Annotated in this window: 17 protein-coding genes; 8 read left to right on the top strand and 9 right to left on the bottom strand. The window is 44.8% G+C overall.

What is annotated here, in order from left to right:
• The first annotated feature begins 17 nt into the window (after nucleotides 1-17).
• Together DOE51_RS12035 and DOE51_RS12030 are read left to right on the top strand one after the other, a co-directional pair.
• Nucleotides 18-1,466, top strand: coding sequence for a transposase (locus tag DOE51_RS12035; protein ID WP_142696812.1), 1,449 nt, complete (start codon nucleotides 18-20; stop codon nucleotides 1,464-1,466).
• Nucleotides 1,456-4,497 carry an EF-hand domain-containing protein gene (locus tag DOE51_RS12030; protein ID WP_142696811.1) on the top strand — a complete coding sequence of 1,014 codons (3,042 nt, stop codon included), beginning with the start codon at nucleotides 1,456-1,458 and terminating at the stop codon, nucleotides 4,495-4,497. Before DOE51_RS12035 ends, DOE51_RS12030 begins: the two co-directional genes overlap by 11 nt.
• Before the next feature lie 310 nt (nucleotides 4,498-4,807).
• On the opposite strand, the gene DOE51_RS12025 is transcribed toward DOE51_RS12030, so the two are convergent.
• Genes DOE51_RS12025 through rpmG form a run of 3 tightly spaced genes read right to left on the bottom strand, consistent with a single transcriptional unit; the run spans nucleotide 4,808 to nucleotide 6,167 of the window.
• Entirely contained in the window at nucleotides 4,808-5,458 is a 651-nt protein-coding gene (locus tag DOE51_RS12025) for a hypothetical protein (protein WP_142696810.1), read from the bottom strand.
• Entirely contained in the window at nucleotides 5,440-5,976 is a 537-nt protein-coding gene (gene dcd, locus DOE51_RS12020) for a dCTP deaminase (protein ID WP_142696809.1), read from the bottom strand. The genes DOE51_RS12025 and dcd overlap by 19 nt, the downstream gene beginning before the upstream one ends.
• An 11-nt stretch (nucleotides 5,977-5,987) precedes the next feature.
• Entirely contained in the window at nucleotides 5,988-6,167 is a 180-nt protein-coding gene (gene rpmG, locus DOE51_RS12015) for a 50S ribosomal protein L33 (RefSeq protein ID WP_142696808.1), read from the bottom strand.
• Between the two features lie 147 nt (nucleotides 6,168-6,314).
• Here rpmG and DOE51_RS12010 point away from each other — a divergent pair, with 147 nt between their 5' ends.
• Together DOE51_RS12010 and DOE51_RS12005 are read left to right on the top strand one after the other, a co-directional pair.
• On the top strand, nucleotides 6,315-7,196 hold the full coding sequence (locus DOE51_RS12010; RefSeq protein WP_246845061.1) for a ChaN family lipoprotein: 882 nt from the start codon (nucleotides 6,315-6,317) through the stop codon (nucleotides 7,194-7,196).
• 94 nt (nucleotides 7,197-7,290) lie between these two features.
• Nucleotides 7,291-7,698, top strand: coding sequence for a response regulator (locus DOE51_RS12005; protein ID WP_142696807.1), 408 nt, complete (start codon nucleotides 7,291-7,293; stop codon nucleotides 7,696-7,698).
• A 35-nt stretch (nucleotides 7,699-7,733) separates the two neighbouring features.
• Here the strand turns inward: DOE51_RS12005 and DOE51_RS12000 are convergent, their stop codons facing one another.
• Both DOE51_RS12000 and DOE51_RS11995 read right to left on the bottom strand, forming a co-directional pair.
• Nucleotides 7,734-9,677, bottom strand: a complete 1,944-nt coding sequence (locus DOE51_RS12000) for an ATP-binding protein (RefSeq protein WP_142696806.1) — start codon at nucleotides 9,675-9,677, stop codon at nucleotides 7,734-7,736.
• Nucleotides 9,678-9,680: 3 nt separating this feature from the next.
• Entirely contained in the window at nucleotides 9,681-11,843 is a 2,163-nt protein-coding gene (locus tag DOE51_RS11995; RefSeq protein WP_142696805.1) for a FecR domain-containing protein, read from the bottom strand.
• A gap of 203 nt (nucleotides 11,844-12,046) precedes the next feature.
• On the opposite strand from DOE51_RS11995, the gene DOE51_RS11990 reads away from it, so the two are divergent.
• The 3 genes from DOE51_RS11990 to DOE51_RS11980 all read left to right on the top strand — a co-directional run bounded on the left by DOE51_RS11990 (nucleotide 12,047) and on the right by DOE51_RS11980 (nucleotide 16,342).
• On the top strand, nucleotides 12,047-13,786 hold the full coding sequence (locus DOE51_RS11990; RefSeq protein WP_246845060.1) for a SpoIIE family protein phosphatase: 1,740 nt from the start codon (nucleotides 12,047-12,049) through the stop codon (nucleotides 13,784-13,786).
• A gap of 41 nt (nucleotides 13,787-13,827) precedes the next feature.
• Entirely contained in the window at nucleotides 13,828-14,301 is a 474-nt protein-coding gene (locus DOE51_RS11985) for a hypothetical protein (protein WP_142696803.1), read from the top strand.
• A 103-nt stretch (nucleotides 14,302-14,404) separates the two neighbouring features.
• On the top strand, nucleotides 14,405-16,342 hold the full coding sequence (locus DOE51_RS11980) for a response regulator (RefSeq protein ID WP_142696802.1): 1,938 nt from the start codon (nucleotides 14,405-14,407) through the stop codon (nucleotides 16,340-16,342).
• Between the two features lie 59 nt (nucleotides 16,343-16,401).
• On the opposite strand, the gene DOE51_RS11975 is transcribed toward DOE51_RS11980, so the two are convergent.
• The 4 genes from DOE51_RS11975 to DOE51_RS11960 form a co-directional block, all read right to left on the bottom strand.
• Entirely contained in the window at nucleotides 16,402-16,764 is a 363-nt protein-coding gene (locus DOE51_RS11975) for a cupin domain-containing protein (protein WP_142698276.1), read from the bottom strand.
• A 226-nt stretch (nucleotides 16,765-16,990) separates the two neighbouring features.
• Nucleotides 16,991-18,766 carry a hypothetical protein gene (locus tag DOE51_RS11970; RefSeq protein ID WP_142696801.1) on the bottom strand — a complete coding sequence of 592 codons (1,776 nt, stop codon included), beginning with the start codon at nucleotides 18,764-18,766 and terminating at the stop codon, nucleotides 16,991-16,993.
• Nucleotides 18,766-19,368, bottom strand: coding sequence for an ATP-binding protein (locus tag DOE51_RS11965; protein WP_142696800.1), 603 nt, complete (start codon nucleotides 19,366-19,368; stop codon nucleotides 18,766-18,768). Before DOE51_RS11965 ends, DOE51_RS11970 begins: the two co-directional genes overlap by 1 nt.
• Nucleotides 19,369-19,397: 29 nt before the next feature.
• A complete protein-coding gene (locus DOE51_RS11960; protein ID WP_142696799.1) occupies nucleotides 19,398-20,537 on the bottom strand; it encodes a phosphatidylserine/phosphatidylglycerophosphate/cardiolipin synthase family protein in 1,140 nt (379 codons plus the stop codon).
• 92 nt (nucleotides 20,538-20,629) lie between these two features.
• On the opposite strand from DOE51_RS11960, the gene DOE51_RS11955 reads away from it, so the two are divergent.
• A complete protein-coding gene (locus DOE51_RS11955; RefSeq protein WP_246845058.1) occupies nucleotides 20,630-21,310 on the top strand; it encodes a hypothetical protein in 681 nt (226 codons plus the stop codon).
• The last annotated feature ends 31 nt before the right edge of the window (nucleotides 21,311-21,341 follow it).

Below are 21,341 nucleotides of genomic sequence, written 5' to 3'. Positions count from 1 at the left end.
AATATCCAGAGGATTATGTGAGGGGTAAATCATATCTCGCGGCGTTACTTTTTAGCGTTGTGATGATTCCAAAATCTAAAGCGCAAACTACCAGCTTGAAATTGCCTCAAGCTGAGGGCGTGAGCTCTTTGCAAAATCCGCTTGAAGAGTCTTCATCATCTTCGAAGCCCATGCAGGTCTATGGGCAAATCCGTGTTGAAAACATGCAGTATCTGACGCCGATCCCGGAACAACCGGGTTTGACGTACAGCCAACTTCTTTCTGCGCGTTTGTCGTTATTAAAAGAAACTTCGATTCTTGATTTCGCGGCCGACGCTTCAGGCGGTACGTTCTTCAGTAAGGGCCAATCTCACACCATGGTGCACGAGGCGTATATGTCGTCACGTGGCTTGGGCAATTTGAAGATCTCTTTGGGCCGTAAGAAAAAGGAATGGAGTGAGGTCGATCACCGTTGGAATTTAGGTTTATGGCAACCGGTGTACTCGATCGATGCTCTTCGTCCCGAGGAAGAGGGCTTGGCAGGTCTGTTCATCGATTATAATACTCAGGGTTGGGAAATCTTAGCGTTCGGTACGACGTTCAATATTCCAAACATGGGCCCTGATATTCGTGAAGACAACGGGGGCCTAGCTGCTGACAGTCGTTGGTATCGTCCACCTTCTCGTGATTACGACTTCAATTCCAATATCAATACGATCTCTTATAAATTAGATATTCCCGATCAGCTTGACCTCGTGAAAAACGGCGGTGGGGCGATGATGGGTCGTATCGGTAATAAGGAAAGCGGTCCGTGGATCGTGGTTTCTGGTGGTTACTTGCCAGTGAATGAATTGATCTTGAAACGTGCCGCTTATAAAAACATTTCGGCCGATAAAGTCGATGTGACGGTGACGCCGGAAGTGACTTATCACCGCATTGGTTCGATGGATTTGGGTTATACATTCGGAAGCTTGAAAGCCTCGATTTCTTACTTGGCCGATGACCCTAAAGAGATTCGTCCTGATGGCGATCTTTCAATCCAAAAGTTAAAACCGCTTCAGGCCTATTCAGCGGCAATTGATTTTTCGATGGCGAACATTTTGGTTCGTCCGATCACAGTGCAATTCGAATATTTGAAAGTTGTTGGCGGTGGTATTCAGGATATCACTGCGAATGGTACGCCGGATTCTTTCACGATGTTTGATTCGCGTTTGAAATTTACAGACGCGGTTCAAGTGAAATTAGAAGGCCAAGTGGCGACATTCTTCCGTCGTCCGTTTGTGACTCGCTTTAAGTATCTTTACGATTATGACCAACGTGGTTCTTTGCTCAACACAGAATTCTTGTATTACCCACATCAGAAGTGGGCTGTTGTCGCAGGGGCTGACGTATTAGGAGTTCAAGACGAGAACTACGATAAATCGGGTTTCTTGAATGAATTCCGCGCCAATGACCGTGTGTACGGAGGCATGACATATGTTTTCTAATTTTAAACTTAAGGGTGCCTTGCTCTTAAGTGCTGCTGCTTTATTATTAGCGGGCTGTGATGCTCGTGTGGGTGAAACACCTCCGCCGGCTGATGCTTATGAGTTTTCAGGAACTCAGTGTCTTTCTTCAGCAAGTCCCGTCGTAAAAGACTTCATCAAAGGGACAGCAAAAAATCCCGATGTGAATGCTTTGTGGGACTGTGTGGGTTCTGCGGTTGCCCAGTTTAAAAAATACGTTCGTGGTAACAATGCCGATCGCTATACGTCGCAAGAGATCGCGACATTCCTAGAGTCGAACTTCTTCGATAAATCTAAAAAAACAAAAATTTCTCCTGAACTGCAAGTTGAGTTCATGAAAATTAAGCAGCTTCTTGTTGGTGGCGGTCGTGAATACATCACGCGCGCTGAACTTGATAAAGCCGCAAGCACGTTCGAAGTCTTCCGCCAAGTCACTTTGGGTTTGAACCCTTACATGAAAGTTTTGGCTTTGAATTGGACCGTGACTCACGTGTCGAATATTCAAACGGACATGGCGTACTTCGAAGAAGCAAATACTGCCGTTCAAAAAGCGGGTCGCACCCTTGCGACATTGTTCGAAGAAAACGGTCAAACTTATGCACTTTCTGACTTCGTAAGTTTGATGAAAGAATTCTCTAAATTCTTCGAAGAAGATTGGGAATTCACTCGCACGCTTGAAACATACATGCCAGCTGTAAAAAAGGTGAAAAAAGCCTTAGCCGGTGGTGATGAAAATGTCGTTGCACCCAACGAATGGCGTCGTTTCGCTTTGTTAGGTTCGCGCGGTTACATTCAGTATCTTCGTTATTACTATTTCATCAAAGGCACTGAAGAGACGGGTGCAGGTTATCGCCTGGCTTACGTGTCTCGTACTGTTGAAGATATCTTGTCCGTGTTTGAAGATCTGACGGCGCAAAAACCTGAAGGTATTGTTTCGCGCGATGAAGTGGCTGACTTATTGTCGACGCTTTCAAAAATCTGGCCTGATTTTAAAATCTCTCAAGGACTTGTTGTTGAGGGGATGAAAGTTAAAAAGCTTTTGTTCGGCGGTAGTTCTGAATCGTTCTCTACAAATGACTTCCAGAATGCACGTTTAAAAGTCAGCCGTTTGAAATCATTGGTTGAGCGTTTCATGCCGTTCTGGGCGATCTATGGAGCTGACTGGGACCCTACGATGTACACGCCAGAAGAAGCGCAAAAGTTCTTCTTGGATGCGCAGTTCATCTTGGAATCAACAGGTCGCGAATTGGGCGTATTGATCGAAGGTTCTTACGATCTTAAAGACGTAATCAATTTGGCCAAAGAGTTTGAAGCTCTGTATCCGCCGAAAAAAGCGGACGATTCGTTGGTGAAGACCGCTCAGAAATATTTGCCGACTGTGATTGACGTGAAGAAAGTCATTCTTGGTGGCGATTCAACTTTGAACAAAGGTCACTGGAGTATCGTTCTTAGTTACGGGGCCCGCGTTTACACGGACTTCTTATATTATAAGTACTTCTTGAAAGACGTAACTTGGGACAAGCCTGAACCGGTCGGCAATTTGTCGGTGATGGTCAATCAAACGTTGAATATCCTTAAAGACTTGATGCAAGTGAAAGATGGCAATCAGTTCACTCGCAAAGATTTGTCGGTGATTGGTAAAGATATTCTGACTTTGGATATCTTGCCAAAAGGTATCGACCAAACAGCGCTTGATCAGGTTGTTAAAGTTGTCGTGAATAACGTTTTGGTTGAACCGAAAAAACGTATCGCGGGTAGCGTGCCGAATGCTTTGAACGCGGATTCTATCGAAGTTCTGCGCAAAGAATTGCAAGTCTATCTTGATGCGGAATTGTTCATCGCAAAACTTTCGCAAGATTGGAAGCCAAACGAAGGCATCACTCCGGATGATTTCGTTGATCTTATCACTAAAGCTTCTAAGTCTAAAAACAACTCTGCGGCTTTGAATGAAGCATTGAAAGAGTTCGCGTTGATGGCGAACACGTCTTCGCCATTGATCGTAGATTCTGAAGGTCGTTTGATTATTTCAAACCGTGTCAGCGTCAGTTACACGAAGAAAAGTTTGAAACAGTTGAATCTGGATCGTGCGATTGCGCGTATTGCGATTCGTTCTTTTGCGACCGACATGGATCGTATCACAGATTATAGCGGTGTGACTCTTAAAGAGGTTCAGTACGGCTTTAACGAATTGAAAGTGATCTTTATCCAAATGGGCTTGTTGGATAAAACGAACACGACATTTGGTGATTCCCGTTTCCGCGATGCAAACTTGTTCACACCGCACGCTGACGGTAACAACTACGCCTCTTTCCAAGAGTTCACGGATCTTGTCGGTATGATTTGGTCAGGTTTGAACATCAATACGGATTTGAAGAATGAACTTCAGTCCGATTGTTTGACGAACGAAAAAGACCCTGTTGACGGCACGTTGTTAAAAGTGGAGTGCGCTCGTAAATCATATAAACGCTCAATGGCGACCTATATGAAGGGCACGCCGGAGTATTTGAAATACATCAAAAAAGCGAGCGACGCTGACGAATTCGACGATTATTTGACGAACGTGTTCAAAGCGGCTGGTTATGTTCCGAACTCGAAGAAAACTGTGAAGTGGGGCGATTTAAGTTTGGCTCCGCATGTGGTTCAGTACATCGAGATGTTGTTTGCTCGATACGATAAAAACAAAGATGGGTACATCAACACGCAAGAAGCTTTGAAAGCTTACGGCATGTTCAAAGGTTTGTTGCTTGAGTTCGCGAAAGATCAAATCGACAGCGGTTCTATTTCTGAAAACGATTTGCCTGCGATTTTCTGTTTCATGCTTCACTACGGTAAGCCACCAGAGACTTTGAAAGAGAAGTTGGTGTTCTTGCTAAAATGGAAAGGCAAACCAGAAAAATGGGACGTTTGGGCCGATCGCGGAGCACTTGCTCAAGTTCTTGGTTACGTTGCGGATCAGACTGCTAAGGTTGCCACTCCTGAGATTCCTGGTATCGACAAGGAGATCGAGCAGTAGTCATTGCCTAGCGCGGGGAATTTGGTGGAGCTTGTTGGCTTCACCTTTCTTCGGCGGCACGCCGTCCGGGCTCAGTCGTCGCCGCAGCTTCGCTGCGGTTCGCGCCATCGTGGCGCCGACGAAGGCCGCCTGCGCAAGGCGAATCCAACAAGCTCCACCAAATTTTTGCTAGTATTGATTATTGATCGACTTTTCGATTCCGCGCTTCGCTGGAATGGGCTTCTTTTTGTTCTGATTTTTACGTATTCAAAAAATTGATGTGTGCTGGCTTGGCCAACTTGAACCATTTGGTGTGAATGGTTGGAATTTGTTATGGGGCTTTGGCGATGCCTATGTTTGCGCCTGTTACTGTGGCGTTGTTTAGGTATAGGCCGGCGTTTTGGCCTTGGCCTCCCTGGTTGGGGTAGGTGCCGCTGTAGTCTGATGAGGTGTTCGTGTCTACGTCGGCGTTTGTAGAATTATAAACTGTTAGGTCTCTTCTCCAGATCATCACTCTTGATTGGGAGGCATTGATGTTGTGAACGTCGATGATCACGTCAAGTGCGCTTGGGACGTAGAATACTAATTGGCTGGCGTTTACAGAGACGCTGCTTCCGTTCACGGCGATGCTTGCTAGAACGCTTGCGCCGGATCTTTGGAATGTGATTGCTATTCCGCCTACTGATGAGTTCGTCATCACTGTGGCGCTGGTGTTCATGAAAACTGTGACTGAATTTCCGGTGGCATCCAGTTGGGCTTTAAGTGCGATGGAGTTGCTGCTAAAAATGCCGTTTAAGACATTGATAAAGCGTGCTCCGCCTAAGCCTGATAAATTTGATGATGTTGTGGATGTAAACGAACCGTTCGTAACGACGTACGAATCCAGGCCAGATGAAGAATCATCGGCTACGCCGCCTCCGCATGCTGCGAGGCTGAGTGTAAGTGTCGCTGTAAGGAGAATTCTTAGAATGAATTTTTCCACATCATTGATTCCACTGGCAGCGGCTTTTTGTCGTTATACTTTGCAGACGGTTTTACGTTATAAGCCGTAAGAATCTCGCCCTTCACTTCAAAGTAAATCAACTGGCCGACAGGCATTCCAGTGTAAACACGGACGGGCTGTTTTACAGAGATCTCAAGAGTCCAAAAGTTGCAGAAACCAACGTCGCCTTTACCAGCAGTTGCATGGATGTCGATACCAAGGCGGCCGACGCTTGATTTGCCTTCCAAGAAGGGAACGTGCTTCAAAGTCTCAGTGTACTCTAAAGTCACACCCAAATAGAGGGTGTCTGGCATCAAGACGAAGCCCTCTTCTGGAATTTCAAAAGTACGAATCTTGTTATGCTTCTTAGCATCCAGCACTTCGTCTTCGTATACGGCAAGAGTTTTACCCAAGTGAACATCGTAAGAGTTCGTACCTAGGCACTCTCTGCGGAAAGGCTCAACCTTAATTGAACCCTCTTCCATAAACTGAAGAATCTGCTGATCTGTAAGAATCATTACGCAGCTTCTTACTTAGTTTCGCGGTGGATTGTGTGGCGCTTAAGATTTGGATTGTATTTCTTTTTCTCAAGACGGCTTGGAGTCTTAGTTTTGTTTTTCGTAGTTGTGTAACGAGAAACTGGTTTGCCTTCAGCGCGAGCTTCAGTGCACTCAAGAGTGATGATGATTCTTCCTGATTTCTTAGCCATTTTAATGCCCCTATATAATCTGTAATGTCGTCCTTAAACCGCTACTCTGCGTAACACGTAAAAATGACAATACCTTTTCAAAGGGGCTCAAGGTATCAAAGGAACTAGGAAACTTCAACAGACAATTTGATGTCTAGAGGAGGAATCGTGAAGTCTGCCGCGCTTTTTACCGTAGCTGTCCTACTTTCTGCCTGTGCCCATGCTCAATCTGAGGGCATTTTCAGAGGAAACGACCTAAAAAGCATCACTTTGGAAGAAACCGTCGCATCTGTGTCGCCGGGCTCCATAGTTGTGATCGGGGAGAACCATGGCCTCGCCGAACACCAGTCTGAACAGGTTTCTATCATGCAGGCGTTGCGTAATAAAGGCCTTAAGGTCGCCGTCGGCATGGAATTTTTTACATATACAGAGCAGGATCTTCTGAACCAATACCGTGCAGGAACACTTCCCGAAGCGGACTTCCTTAAAAAGATCCAATGGGGCAGCCCGTCTTTTGATTTCTACCGAAAACAAGCGCAATTCCCGAACCTTGAAGAAGGGGCGATGACGTGGGCTTTAAACGCGCCACGCACTTTGACGGGGAAAGTTTCAAAACAGGGCCTTGCGAGTTTGAATGACGAGGAAAAATCGTTGTTGCCGCCGCATTTTGAACTCGGTCGTGATTCTTATAAAAAACGCTTCTTGGAATCGATGGGTAACCACTTGCCGTCACCAGAGGCGGGCGAGCGCTACTTTGCGGCGCAGTCGATTTGGGATGATACGATGGCGTGGCGTGCGACAGAATACATTGCGGCTCACCCTGACCAAGTTCTGGTGATCGTTGTCGGCGAATTCCACGTGCAATATGGTGGGGGCTTGCCAGCGCGAATTTCTGTGCGCTCACCACAAACGCCGCTTTTAACATTCTCGCAAATCAATACGTCAGGTCTTACGGATGAAGAAATTCAGGGCGAGATGGACCCAACGGGCGAGTACGGTAGCCGCGCGAATTATCTATGGCTTGCACCCGCACAAGGTCCAGGCTTGTAAAGAACCTTTGAGATTCTTTAGCTCTTTTCTAAAATGAACTATCAGCACTCTGATGACATTGGATCGTCAGAGCTTCTTGGTAGGAGTTATCTCTATGTTTCCGGCAGACACCAAAATTCTTGTTATCGACGACATGCCTTCTATCCGTGATCTTGTGAAGAACACGCTGAAAGCGATGGGTTATAAAAACATGCTTGAAGCGGGTGACGGTGAGGAAGGTCTGAAGATTCTTATGCAGAACAATGTGGCGGGTTCACAGATTCAACTCGTGATTTCCGACTGGAATATGCCAAAAATGAAGGGCCTTGATCTGTTGAAGCAAGTTCGTGCGACAGCAGAATGGGTGAATCTTCCCTTCGTGCTTTTGACGTCAGAGTCAGAACGCGATCAAGTAACGGAAGCCGTTCTTGCCGGTGTTTCTCAATATATCGTAAAACCATTTTCTGCGAAAATCTTCGAAGACAAATTGAAAGCCGCTTGGTTGAAGCACAATAAAGCGTAAATCCTACTTCGGCGAGGCCGAAGTGTATTAAGCAGCTAAGCAGCTTTGATGATTTTGATTTTTTCTTCAGTAAAGTTTGTGATGTAAGGCACTTCTACGAAAAGGGAAGTGCCTTTTCCATATGTAGAGTCCACCCAGCAACGTCCACCCAAATCTTCAGCAGCATACTTAATAGCATCCATACCCACACCACGACCTGAAGTCTCTGTGACTTGATCGCGTGTAGAGAATTGACTGTCGAAGACGTGTTGAATCACTTGCGCGTCAGTTTCCGCAGAAACATCGACGCCTTTTTTCGCGAACTTTTCGCGGATCTTTTCTGGATTGATCCCTTTGCCATCGTCATCAATGCGAATCATGAGTTTCGCATCTGGGCTGACTGTGAAAGTCACTGTGATGTTACCCGCAGGGGACTTACCATTTTCTTCACGTTCAGAAGGGCTTTCGATACCGTGATCGACAGAGTTTCTGAATGAGTGCACGAAGGTCGCAAAAAGATTTGAATAAATCTCTGGCAGAACTTTAAGATCTGCATTTTCAAAGTGCACAGGGTTCAGTTGTTTGTACTGAGCTTCCGCCACTCGTTGTGCGACGTCGTTGTAGCTTGCGAAGAAGGAACCAATAGATTCCATCGCGAATTCGCCCAAGAGCAATTGAGTGATCTCGTTGCTCTTCGTTTTGCTTTCAATTTTATTTAATGCCGACTGGAATTTTGAAACTGGAATTTCCAATTGACGTTCCATGGCCATTGCAGAAGAGCCCAAAATCTCTTCGCTCTTAGCGATGTATGCTTGGAAGGCTGTTTCGATTTTCACGCTTTCAGCTTGCAACTGTTGATATGTTTCCGCAGACGCAGCTTCTTTGAAATTTGCTAAAATCGATTCAGCATGATGACAGAACTCTGCCATTTCCTGAATGCTGAACAGGGCAGCGCCACCTTTTAGGGTGTGCAACTGTCTGAATAGGAATTCGCCGTCAGCGCTTTCCCAGGAAGCTTGTAAACCTTTTTTCAGGTCTGATAGCAACGACTGAGATTCGCGGATGAAGCGACCGATTTCTTTTTTATTTTGCACAAGATTGATGATGAGTTTTGCGTACTCACGATCGCGCTCGGCTTGTTTTTTTGCTTCAACAAGTGATGTGATGTCAGAGGCAACAACCACGACGCCTTCCATTGTGCCTTCAGCACTGCGAAGCGGGAAGTATTCAAGGGCGATGTTACGATCTTGGCTGTGCGGATAAGACTCGGGACCCAGCGGGGCTAAGTCTTCAAACGGCAACATCTCCATGAAGAGTGTTTGCATCCACTTTTGGAAACCGTCGACTTTTTTCTCTGGCAGTTTTAAAACATTCCAAATGAATTGGCCTTGTGGGCGGCATTCGATGGTTGCTTCACAAGCTTTGGATGACACTTCCAGAACTTTGCCTTCAGCATTAAAGATAAAGAAGCCTTGGTTCAAACTGTCAAGTAACGCGGTCATCATCTGATTCATTCGCTGGATTTCAGCGGTTCTGTCAGCGACCATTTGTTCCAAGTTTTTACTGTAGTTTTCTAATTGAGCTTTGGCGTCTTCAAGGTCTTTGATGACATCTTCTTTTTGCTCAAGTTCGGCGCGATATTTCTTTTGCAGACGTTCTTCCAAAGTCACGTCACGCACGAACACGATCCAGTTTTTATCTCCCATGGAATCAAAGATCGGTTGCAATGTGATTTGCACCTTGCCTTCGCCACCTTGTGAGGTTTTGAAGTTCACTTCTTTGTAGGGAGTTGGATCTGTGATGTTAATCAGTTCATTCAAACCATCAACCGGTTCGCTGAACTCGAAAAGGTCTAAGAACTTCATGCCTTTTGTGATCTTACGAATCGACAGATCGCAAACCACGGCAGCGGTTTCATTACAGTACACCACCTTTTGTTCTGCGTTCAGAACAAACACGGGTTCAAGTAGGGTGTCGAAGATGGAGTACTGAATTTTCATGATCTAGAAGGTCTCATTTTTCTGATGGTAAACAGTGAACTCGCGTTTTTCTGTCCAATCAGAAAGCTCAGATTCGTCTTTTGATTGGGCGCGAACACGCCAGTACAATTTGCCAAGTGGAACTTTGTCTTTAATAAGGAAACGATTCTTCTCTACATTTGAAGAAACAAGGACGCGCGAGAAATCTTCTTTATCAGAGATTTCAACTTTATAGACTTCCGCATCTTTGACTTTCTTCCATTCGATCCAGATAGCTGGTTCTGTCGTTTTTTGTAGGAAGATAGAAACGTTGTTGTATGGCTCAAGCGGCACTGGGGTAATCAGGGCAGAGTGAACGCTGTACTGCAAAGTTTCTGTGTTTGAATAATCAGTCAATGGTTTGTTGTGTTCATCCAAAGCAACCACGCGCACTTTGTAATCGCCTGGGTTTGAAACCGTCAAACGACCTGTCGTGCCTTTGAATTCGTATTGTTGCGGCGTTTTGAAATCGCCACCTTTATCCAACTCGACAAGATAAGATTTTGCCTGTGGAATTTCTGACCAATATACATTTGCTTCGCGCGGTAAGCTTGATTCGCCAATTGCACGAATCGGGCGAAGTGGTTGCAGAACCGGGCTGTTCAACAAGACGTCAACGTAACCGACTGCTGACGGTTCACTGACTTCGCCGTTTTCACCATGAGCAACAACGCGGAAGTAAGACTTACCAGCTTTGTATTGGTTCCATGAAACTTTTGTGTTGTTCACGTCGTAAGTTTCAAATTTGCTGAAGTTAATATCTTTTGAAACTTGAACTTGGTAACCCTTCGATTGCAAGACAGGTTTCCACTCCATTTTTGGAGCTTGTTCTGCTGCAGGATTACGATCTTTTGCTGATGGCACTTTGAATTGAATACGACGAGCTACCAACACCGGTGCTTGAAGAGCTGGTGCTGCTTTCGCTACCAAGTTGATTTTAAATGGAATGGCTTCTGACCAACCTGACATCGCATTTGTTTCTGTTTGACCAGCCACGCGCACCCAGTAACTACCAGACGACAGGCGAGGGGACAAAGCGCTGAATTGTGTTGTTTGGTTTTCACTCAATACTTGCGCGAAACTTGGATCGGCAGAGATCTGATAAACGAAATGTTTCAATTGAACTGGAGCTTGCCACTTAATTTCAGTTGCAGTCACAAGTTCAGCTGGAGATTTCACTTTCATCTCAAGGCTGATTTCAGAATCTTTTTGCGGGAACGTCACCACTGGAGGACTCAAGTGTGTGATATTCATTTTTCTTGGTACTGAAGTCGCGCCCACTTCGCCGAAGCGATCGTAAGCTTTAACTCGCCAATAGTAAGCGCCTGGCTCCAATGGATCAGTCACTTGCGTTTTCATTTCATTCACTGATTTTGCTGCAGCGACTGTTGCGAAATCTGGAGAAGGTGAGATTTCAACTTCGTATTTACCGATGTCGCCAGTTGCTTTCCATTCGAAGCCCATTGGGTCGTCTGGATTTGTACGCATCCATGTCATTTCTTTTTCTGCAGTTACGACTTGGATTTTTGGTGCTTCAACTTTTTGGATCTCACCACGTTTAGAAACGGCAAGAACAGAGTCACGAGTTAAGTCAGTTTTAACAGCACTCTTCTTCACGTCAGAGAAGCGTGCTTTACCAGAGATCAATTTCAAATCAACAGTGCCCGAGTGTGCTTTGTTGAATTGGATTTTAGATTTTTCTTGGCCATCGCCTTCTAATTTAAATTCTTCTTTACCAGAGGTAATAGTAAGAGAAGAACCTTTCGCGATATCACCGACCAAGTTACCGTAGCGTAGGTCTAGGTTCATTTGACCGTTCTTCATGTTCAATGTGATCAAAGAATTCGGTTGGATACGAATCTGCGTCCCATCTTGCAATTGAATAATGGCTTCAGAACGATCACCAGTAAAGATCGAGTCGTTTTGATAGATAGCGTCCGTGCGCGAAGCAGGAAGCCAGCTAAAATTATCTAGGTTTTTTCTTCTGACGTCGTTTTGTGAAACGGCGACATCCCCAATGAGCTCTAACTTCGAGTTGTGAGCTTTTGGAAATAGAAGAGAATCATCGTACAAAAAGTACGAGAACGCTAGCAGCACAAAAAGTGCTGTGGAAAAGATGATTTTCTCGGTTTTTCCTAAACGTGACATAACACCTCTGTATTTCTCTATCGGCAGGAAAGATCAGAAGATTTATGGACTTAGGCCTAACTAAATTAGAATTTCTTTTCGCTTTATGTCAGAAAGGGCATACTGAGCAGGTGAAAAAACGTGGCATATCAATAAGATACAAAATCCTCCTATTATTAACGTCGATCCCGCTTATCACGCTGACAGTCTATCTTGTTTTAGCGATGAGAATCTTTGAAGACGATAAGATTGCTTATGTTTTCGATTCCACAAGTAGCATGTCGGGAACAATGGCGACTCAAATTAAGACACAACTGAATGGTGTGTTGAGTACGACAAAGCCGATCTTCCAAGATTACTTGTCACAACAGAAATTTACATCGGTCGGAAATTCAATTTTCGAAAATGAATACAACATCGAAACTGTTGCGGCATTCAAAGACGTCAATGGAAATTACCAACGTGATGCGACTCTTGAAAAAGTTCAACAGGGTACTGATCAAACGATTGGTACATTGGGTGGCAGATTTCAAACGTACTTGCGCGAAGCAGATACACAAGGCCGTGTCGTAAAAGTTCCATTCAATGACGATCGCGTTTTGATTTTGGAAAAAGTCAGCAACGAAACAAAAACAAGAAACACTATTTTCTTGGTCGTTGTGAAAATGAGCGAATCGGCAGAGATGTTCCGCGCGATCTCTTCACAAAAAATGTATCTGATCTCTGGCGATGGCACTGTGTTGTTTGGTCCCGAAAATACAACGGGCCAAAAACTTCAAGCGATCGTCGATCCTTCGTTCTTGAAAGACGCTGGCAGCAAAGTCGCACAGGGTGCGGAAACGGTGAAGGCGACTGACGGTACGGAGTTGTTGGTGTCATTTGCAAAAGCGGGTTTCGGTGATTTAACGGTTGTGACGACTGTTGAAAAAGCGAAAGCCTTGGGTGCCGTACAAATCTTGATCAGAAAATCTTTGATCTTCTTCGGTATTTTGATTTCTTTGACTGTGATTATCTCGTTGTTTGCATCAAGTGGTTTGACCCATGCATTGACGGATCTTTTCGCGGCAACAAAAAAAGTTTCTGAAGGCGACTTCAACATCCGCGTAAAAGTTGATTCAAATGATGAAGTGGGCAGCCTTGCTGATAACTTCAATATCATGGCGGCAGAGGTTTCTCGTTTGATGGAACAAACTGCTGAAAAAGCGCGTATGGAATCAGAGCTGCAAACGGCGAAAACCGTACAAGAAACTCTGTTCCCTGAAGCGCGCGCGAAAATCGGTCCATTGTCGATTGCAGGTTACTATGAACCGGCATCAGAGTGCGGTGGCGACTGGTGGCACTATTGCCAAATCGGTAATAAGATCTTCTTGTGGATTGGCGATGCGACAGGGCACGGTGCTCCGGCGGCGTTGATCACAAGTGCGGCAAAATCGGCTTCGACAATTATCGAGAAGTTGGATATCTCTCCGGCGAAAGCGTTGGAGCTTTTGAATCGTTCCATCTATGACGTTTCAAGAGGTCGCATCATGATGACTTTCTTCTTAGCATCTTTCGATCTTGATACGGGTGAGTTGATCTATTGTAACGCTTCTCATGAAGCTCCGTTCTTGATGAAAAAAGGCGATGGGCCTTTGAAGAAAAAAGATTTGATCCCTTTAAATGAAGTGAATAATCCCAGATTGGGACAAGCGCGTGACTCTGTGTATGAAGAAACTAGTATCAAGCTTGATGCAGGCGACGCGGTTTTCTTCTATACTGATGGTATCCCTGATATTCAAAACCCAGGCAAAGAAGCGTGGGGTGAAAGGGAATTCATCAAGGCCTTGATCGCTGCAAATAAGGATTATCCAAGCGTAGGTGATTCAGTCGATAAATTCGCAGTCAGCTTTCAAGACCATCGCCAAGGGGCGCCTTTGGTCGATGATGTGACCTTTTTTGTAGTAAAACATGAAGGCACTGTTTAAATTATTTATAGAATTATATCTGAGTTTTTAGGAGATTTCGGATGGGTAAACTCGACGTTAAAATGGAAAAAGCAGCTGATAAGTTAACCGTTAAAATGGCGGGAACTATCGATGAGGACGTGGATTTCTCTCAATTCAACTTGGCTGGCAACCCAGCTGTGGAAGTTGAACTTTCGAACATCAAAAGTATCAACTCTTGCGGTATTCGTGAATGGATCAAATGGATCGGTACAGCCGGTTCTGCGCCTGTCACGTTTAGCAACTGCCCAAAAGTGATCGTTGACCAGATCAACATGGTTGATGGTTTCTTGCCTAATACGGGTAAGGTAAATTCATTCTTCGTTCCTTATTACAACGACGACGCGGGTTCGGAAAAGAACGTCCTGTTTCGTTTTGGGACGGAGTTCAGCGATGGCGGCGTGAACCCGCCAGCTACAGTTAAGGACGATGATGGTAACGACATGGAAATGGATGTTATCGAATCGAAGTACTTCAAGTTCCTTAATAAGAAATAATCCTAAGTCTTAAGTCTAGTTTTACAAGGCGGAGGTCCTGATGGACGTCCGCTTTGTCGTTTTTAGCCTTCATAAATAAGTATTTAAAACCGATGAGGAATTCGTGGAAGATAGTAAATCGAAAATCCTTATTCTTGAAGACGATGAAACACTCGGTCTGGCACTGAAGGAAATCCTCAGTCGTGACGGGCATTCTGTCTTTTTGGCATCGCGACCTGACGATGCAACGACTGTTATCGCCACAAACCAAATTGATTTCTTATTCTGTGATTGTCTTCTTCCGCAAATGACGGGTTTAGATTTTATCGAGCGCACGCGTGCGAATTATCCAAATCAGCGTTTTAAAGTCGTGTTGATGTCAGGTATTTACACTGACAAACAATTCATTCAAGAAGCGAATCAGAAAACTCAAGCAATTGCATTCTTGCGTAAGCCATTTGAAATGCCTGACGTCTTGAAGCTGGTTGCGAAAAAAGAAGAAACTGCGAAGAAAGAAGAAGCAAGTGCCCGCAAACTTCTTTATCAGATGTTTGCGAATCCTAAAGTGACGAATCGCCAAAAAAGAAAGGTGATTGAGTCGATTGAGGAAGTCAGTGGCTTTGACTTGCCATTCTTGTATTCACTTCTTGTTGAAACAAAAAGCAGCGGTTATTTGAATATCTATAACTCTGATGGCTCGGTGTCAGGGATTTCGTTCTGCAATGGTAATATCGTGGGCGTTGACGTCGACGATAAAACAACGTTCTTAGGTGAAATGTTGATCCAAAGCGGTTATGCGACTCCGGCAGATGTGCAAACGGCTTTGCGTGATAAAAACAATCGCCGTATTGGTAACTTTCTGATTCAGAACAATCAATTGAGTCCTCATGCGTTCGATTTGATCCTGATGGAGCAAATGAATATTCGCTTGGTGCGCACGATTGTCGATCAAAAGATCCGTGTGAACTTTGCTTCTGCTGAAGTGGATATGATGAATCCAAGTATCGATGCAGATACATTGTCTTTGTATTTACATGACTGGATTGCATCGAAGATTTCTGTAAGTTGGTTAAAGTCTTTATACATGATGTGGGCGGGGAACGTGATCGTGAAAAGTTCAACTTATCGCGAAGACCATCCTGCTTTGCAGATGTCATTGATTAAGGCTCTTGATGGCCTGTCAGCTCGCTTGAACAATCAAGTGACGTTGAATCAATTGTTGGATGTTAAAGGCTATAGCGAGCTTGCAACTTACAAAGCGATTCATTTCCTTTTAACGAAGGGCTTGATCGTCTTTGCACAAAGAGCATCCTTCGCGAGTCCGCAAGAGCAGTTGAATGCTTTGAAAAAGATTTGGGCTGACCTTGATGGTAAGAATGGCTTCCAGGTTGTTGCTTACCTTGAAAACACAGGTATGAGTGCTTCAAATCCAGATGCCATGCTGGAAGAGTTCATGACCTTGATTGGTGATGAACCGGCCGATGCAAAATCTGAAGTACACGGTTTGTGGAAAAAAACGAAGAAAGTGGTCGAAGAGGCCGTTTCTGTCGCGCAAGACACTAATAAGATCGATCAATTCCGCCAAGCTTCACAACGTTCCGAAGCCGAAGCCAAACTTCGTGCTAGCACGTTGATGGAAGAAGTGAAGAAGTCGTTGTTATTGAATCAATTCGCAAAAGCTTCTGAAAACTTGACTGAAATTGCAAAGCTGAATCCGCAGGCAGCGCAATTACACGTTTATAGTTCGTGGACGAAGTTGGGTATGGCCAACGATCCAGCGAAGAAAGCCGCGTTGTTGAAAGAAGTTGAATTGGAACTTCTGCAAGTTCCACCGGATGAGCGTTACGATGCTTTGTTCCCGTTCGTTATTGGTCTATTCAATAAAACGAAGGGTGACGTCGTCGGTGCTAGAAAATCATTTGAAAAGAGTATGGCAATCGATTCGTCATTCATGCCAGCTCGTCGTGAACTGTCGATGTTGTCTGTGCAGAACAAAAAGCAAGACGTCTTCAATATGGACTTGAAAGAAATGGTTTCAGGCTTCTTTAAGAAGAAAGCTTAATTCGTCACTGATAAAATTAAATTAAAAAAAGCCCCGTCGTGTGATGGGGCTTTTTGCATTTAATGTGTATGTTGTGCTGGTTTCGCGTAATCGACCATTCCTTGGAAGTCGATCAGTACGACGGGTTCATTACCAACGACCCATGCATCATGGCCTGGAGGAATCATAGAGACTTCTCCTGGTTTGAATTCAAGCTCTTTGCCGTTATCCATTTTAACATGCAAAGTTCCTGAAGCATGATATTGGAAGTGCGCAACTTCGCAGCTTTCAGTTTGTGCGATGTCTTTGACTGATTTCGACCAAACCCAACCCGGTTGTAAAGTTGCTTTCGCAACAGTTTTGTCGCCGAATTTGATAAGTTCCAATTTGCCCATTGGGAATTCGCGAACTTCATCAGCTTTGCTAAAGTTTTTGCCTAACATTTCGTCGGTAGCTTTGTTTATATTCTGTGGAGTGGAAGTGTTCTGTGGTTGTGCTTGAAGTGCCATAAAAAGCCTCCTAGCTGCAGTGTACTCTTTTTATTTGTGAACGGATTATCGCTGCTTAGGAACAGGGGACCTAGGTGATGAAGACTTACTGTCTGCAATGAGAAATAAAAAAGGACTTAGTTTCCTAAGTCCTTTTTCGTCAGATACAAATTTTTTTGTATTAGAACTGCCAGTAGATTCCCGCGTTCACATCAAACTCTAGGTCTTCTTTCGGAGCTGCCGGATCGTATTTGTATTGCTCAAGACCCAAACCGTATTTCAAGTACCAGTTTGATTTTTCTTTAAAGCGTTTGTAGCCATTGCCTTCAAGGTGGTAAGCGCTTTTTACTTTGAAGTCATCACCAGAGCTGCCAAAGAAGTAGTGAAGTTTCACTTCCGACCAATTCATGAAGCGAGCCCAGTTGCGTTTCTGCATTTGTTTTTGCCAGAAAGCACCAAGACCAAACATCATCGCGCTGCTGCTGTCGCCTTTAACGTTTTGAAGTGGCAAAATTAAACCCCAAGTGTCGTCAACCATGTTGAAGCCAGCGTTGGCTCTCCATAGAAGCTCAACTGTCGTCAAATCCACTTTTGCGTAGTCGTCCTTGTCTGTTAAATGCTGTTGGTGATCGATCGCTAGGCCCCAGTGAAAACGGCTCCATGAAGAGTTCATGAACAGGAAGTTTTCAATCCACCATTGTGCGCCGATGTTTGCAGAAATCAAACCAGACGGGAACTGATAGTTGCCGCTTAAATAAACCGCGTACGGAGCACCACGTTCCGTATCGTAACCGACAACAAAGTTTTGTCCTTCAGCATCGACATTCAAGTAACGGCGCGCTTCGCCGGATGGAATTCCAGTCAAAGCCCAGCGATAGTTAGATCCGTTCGGTTCAAAACGAGCATCGCTATCCGTTGAATCCGCACGCAATGTGCCCGCTTGTGGGGGAGTCACTTGCAAGGTCACTGATGAAGCGTAAGTTTTAGTTTGTGATTTCGCGCCAACATACGGACGGAATTTTTCTTGCGGCAAAGTTCCTTTAACGTTGAACTCTTGGCGCATTGGAATGTCGCCTTCGCCTTTCAAGTAAACAACTGGGCGCTCTTTCGGCAAAGTGACTTGCCATTCAGTGGCAGAAATCTTTTTTACTTTCTTTTCGTCAGCAGGCTCGGCCCCTGAAGCCGTCAAGATCAAGTTGTCGCCGCTTTCAACAACGTCTTTGAAATCAACGTCGTTACGGCGTGTTTCGATTTCAAGGAATGAACCTGATTGCGTTTGGCCTCTGAAGTTCACAGCTTCCGTGCGATCGTTCAAATAGATGATACCTTGGTTACCGACAGTGGCTCCGTTGATCTCTACGTGTGCGACCTTTTTGTTTAAGTTACGAGGCTTCACTGCCAATTGGCCTTGAGTTGAAGAGATGTAAAGCTCTTTTGAACACAAGTACAAACGAGTTCCTTCCGTCGCGCGATAAATACAGAACGTCATGAAGGGAAGGTATTTCATGTCGTCGACCATTTTAGAATCAATCGTCGTCGTAAAAGATGCCATGTCAGAACGAAGATTCTCGCGGCCTTCCATCGGAGTGCCACGTGAGAATTTCAATACGTTCTTATCAACCTCTGACGCCATGATGGCTTTACCAGAGTTGTTTTTAATCGTCAGTTGACCTTCGCGCAAAAGACCAGCGGGCCAAGTGAAGCGAATCACGTATTGGTTCTTTTTATCTTTTGATGGAGCCAAATCGAATGTCACTTGGCGGGAATCAATCAAGACGTCACCGATAGAGAAACGATCTTCATCCCACAGTGAGTATTCGAAACGCTGAGGCAAAACATCTAATCCGTTTTTGTCAGCTTGGAAGTTGAGGGGTTTTAAATCAGTGCGTGATTGTGCTTGCGCAAATGAAGAATGTGCCAGAAGCAAAGTCAAAGCTGTAAGCAAACTGATTTTCATTAAAGGAGCTCCTTAGTAATTTCGTCAGCATTTTTATGTGCAAGGATAGCGCGGATCACAGCCAATGATGTCGTGATCTTTGATAAGAAGTCAGCGCTGTGAGTGATCACCAGACGGCGCGGATGACCTTCCCAAGCTTCTTTGATTTTTGTATTCAAAGCCCAAGCTTCTTCGAAGTTTTCAGTACGGATCGGATTTGAAGTATCGTAAAAATCGTTACCAGCAGTATCTAAATGAATAACCCAGTCATAACGAGAAAACTCTTTATCGCGAGTGCTGTCCACTTGCGAAAAGAAATCATGATCCGCATCGGGCCAATAGGCCAAGCTGTCCATCGTACCGCGATCGCAGACGATCAAGTTTTTGCCGCTCATTTTGCAGATCATGTCTTCAAGTTCATGTTGTGTGAAGAAGATCGCACGTTGCGCGTGCACAATTCCTTGGGCTTCTTTGAAGCGTGGAAAACCACCGCGATATAAAATACTGGCAGCTTCAGGAACGACTGCGCATTTTGCGCCAAGCTCTTTTTTAAGTGTTTCAATGAGTGTGGTTTTGCCCCCGGAAGGCCCACCTGTGATCGCTACTTTAACTTGTGAATTCATACCTCTATGGTCACAAAGAATAGGCGACCTTACAACATGTATCGAAGGCGAAATGCGATTTTATAAAACCAACGGCTGAACCATGAAGAGTTAAAATCCACCTCTTTGACAGAGCGAGAGTGGGCAATATCTTGTTCCCATTGTGCGACCATATTACGCAAGCTTTCAGGGTCTTTAAAACGTGCGATGACCTCGAGGTCGTGGAGCAGGCTGCGATGATTTAAATTGAATGAGCCGATATAGACTTGGTCATCAACAATCATGGTTTTCGCATGCAGAATTGTCTTTTGGTATTCATAGATCGGCATGCGACTGTGTAAAAGAAAGCGCACTAGATTAAAGGCCGCCCATTTAACTAGTGGAACGTCTGATTTACCAGGCAGAACCAGTTTCACGTCGACGCCGCGTTCGCTAGCCCTGATCAATGCTTTCAATAAACTTCGTTTTGGCAGGAAGTAAGCCGTTGTAATGTAAATGCGTTGGTTTGCGTGGGAAAGTAAACGCAGTAAATCGCGATACAAAGCGCGACGCATTTTCTGTGTGGTGTTCAACTGTAAAGCGCTTGAAAATGTTGAGTTCGGTACTCTCCAGCGACCGACCCAGGTAAGAATCCCACGATAAATCGTCCGCAAGTAAGTGATCTGTGTGGCGATCACCAATGTTTTGACAGCGGGACCTTCGACTCTGACTCCGGTATCACGCCACGCCAGTGGGCCCACATATTTTGCGCAGTGAACTTGAATGAAGTTAAGACTTCCCAGGTACGCGGCTTTTTCATCGATCAAAATAATCTTGCGATGATTGCGACGATTCATGCGGCTTAAGAAAGCAGCGATTTTGATGTCGCTCCATTTTGGCCAACGACTTGTGATGCTTTTGAAGTAGGGCATTGGATGAAAAACTCTAAGCTCAATGCCATATTGGTTACAAATTTTTGAAAGCTCGGGGATGTAATTATAAGAACCGAAGCCATCGACAACAAGTTTCACGCTGCAACCGCGGCTGCGTGCGAAGCCAAGCTCGTTGAGGATATTTTTTGTGAGATTGTCGATAGCGAAGATATAGCCTTCGATGAAGATGCTCTTTTTTGCTTGTCGAATATCAGCAATGACACTGTTGAAGTAATCATCACCTGAATGAAATATGTCGACTCGGCTCCATGAATCCATATGCTGCATTGTTCAATAATTAATTAAAAAAGTCGACAGCAATGCGATGCGGAGGGCAAACTCTTCTCATGGCAATGAACAAACTTAGTGTAATGAGAACTTTAGCGGGAACATTGATCGGTCTTATGTGCTGGGGGGCGGCATTCGCGCATGCTTCAGTGCCATCAGGAAAAACAACTGTGGTTTACTTTGGTAATCAAACTCAAGGCGACTTTGATTCAAAAGTAAAACCTGTCTTCGATGCCCAATCTTGCAAATCATGCGAAATCGTTAACTACACTCCTTATACGAAAGAGGGTGCGGTTGATATGGCAGCTTTGCGTGAGCGTGTGTCTTCATTGCCAGACGGCGCAAGCTTCGTGTTTTTTGATTTCAATATGAAAGTGAATGACCAAAACAAAGACCTTGTTGAGCTTTTGAATCAAAAGGCTGAAAAGGGTTTGGTTATCGTGGGTTCAGCAGGTGCTCCTCGTGCCAATGAAGCTTCGGGTCCATTAAGCCGCACAGTTTTGGGTCAAGTTCGCAATGCTTTGATCATCGGCGAGTTGGGTGAAAAAGATCGTTTGATGCCTTCAGCTTTCTACGGCCCGGAAATGTTAACAGCTCTTCGTCCGCCAAAAGATAAAATTGGTCAGGGCTACGGTCCTTTGATTTTCGCCGCGAATTTGGCGGAACACTGGAACAAGCATTCGTCAGCAGAGTGGACTGAGTACCTGAAAAACAAAAAATCCAAATCACGCAAAATCTGGTTAGACTTGAACGACATGTTCTAAGAAAAAGGGAAGCACAAGCTTCCCTTTTTTA

The sequence above is a fragment of the Bdellovibrio sp. NC01 genome (genome assembly GCF_006874625.1).
Taxonomy (GTDB): domain Bacteria; phylum Bdellovibrionota; class Bdellovibrionia; order Bdellovibrionales; family Bdellovibrionaceae; genus Bdellovibrio.
The sequence above is the reverse complement of the archived record's forward strand: the minus strand, read 5'-3'. Positions and strand labels throughout refer to the sequence as shown.

Excerpts from the sequence above, each read along its gene's own strand:
- DOE51_RS11970 (WP_142696801.1), bottom strand. The coding sequence starts at position 18,766 with ATGAAAATCAGTTTGCTTACAGCTTTGACTTTGCTTCTGGCACATTCT.
- dcd (WP_142696809.1), bottom strand. The coding sequence starts at position 5,976 with ATGATTCTTACAGATCAGCAGATTCTTCAGTTTATGGAAGAGGGTTCA.
- rpmG (WP_142696808.1), bottom strand. The coding sequence starts at position 6,167 with ATGGCTAAGAAATCAGGAAGAATCATCATCACTCTTGAGTGCACTGAA.
- DOE51_RS11975 (WP_142698276.1), bottom strand. The coding sequence starts at position 16,764 with ATGTTAGGCAAAAACTTTAGCAAAGCTGATGAAGTTCGCGAATTCCCA.
- DOE51_RS11955 (WP_246845058.1), top strand. The coding sequence starts at position 20,630 with ATGAGAACTTTAGCGGGAACATTGATCGGTCTTATGTGCTGGGGGGCG.
- DOE51_RS12030 (WP_142696811.1), top strand. The coding sequence starts at position 1,456 with ATGTTTTCTAATTTTAAACTTAAGGGTGCCTTGCTCTTAAGTGCTGCT.
- DOE51_RS12005 (WP_142696807.1), top strand. The coding sequence starts at position 7,291 with ATGTTTCCGGCAGACACCAAAATTCTTGTTATCGACGACATGCCTTCT.
- DOE51_RS11985 (WP_142696803.1), top strand. The coding sequence starts at position 13,828 with ATGGGTAAACTCGACGTTAAAATGGAAAAAGCAGCTGATAAGTTAACC.
- DOE51_RS11965 (WP_142696800.1), bottom strand. The coding sequence starts at position 19,368 with ATGAATTCACAAGTTAAAGTAGCGATCACAGGTGGGCCTTCCGGGGGC.
- DOE51_RS12000 (WP_142696806.1), bottom strand. The coding sequence starts at position 9,677 with ATGAAAATTCAGTACTCCATCTTCGACACCCTACTTGAACCCGTGTTT.
- DOE51_RS11960 (WP_142696799.1), bottom strand. The coding sequence starts at position 20,537 with ATGGATTCATGGAGCCGAGTCGACATATTTCATTCAGGTGATGATTAC.
- DOE51_RS11990 (WP_246845060.1), top strand. The coding sequence starts at position 12,047 with ATGAGAATCTTTGAAGACGATAAGATTGCTTATGTTTTCGATTCCACA.
- DOE51_RS11995 (WP_142696805.1), bottom strand. The coding sequence starts at position 11,843 with ATGTCACGTTTAGGAAAAACCGAGAAAATCATCTTTTCCACAGCACTT.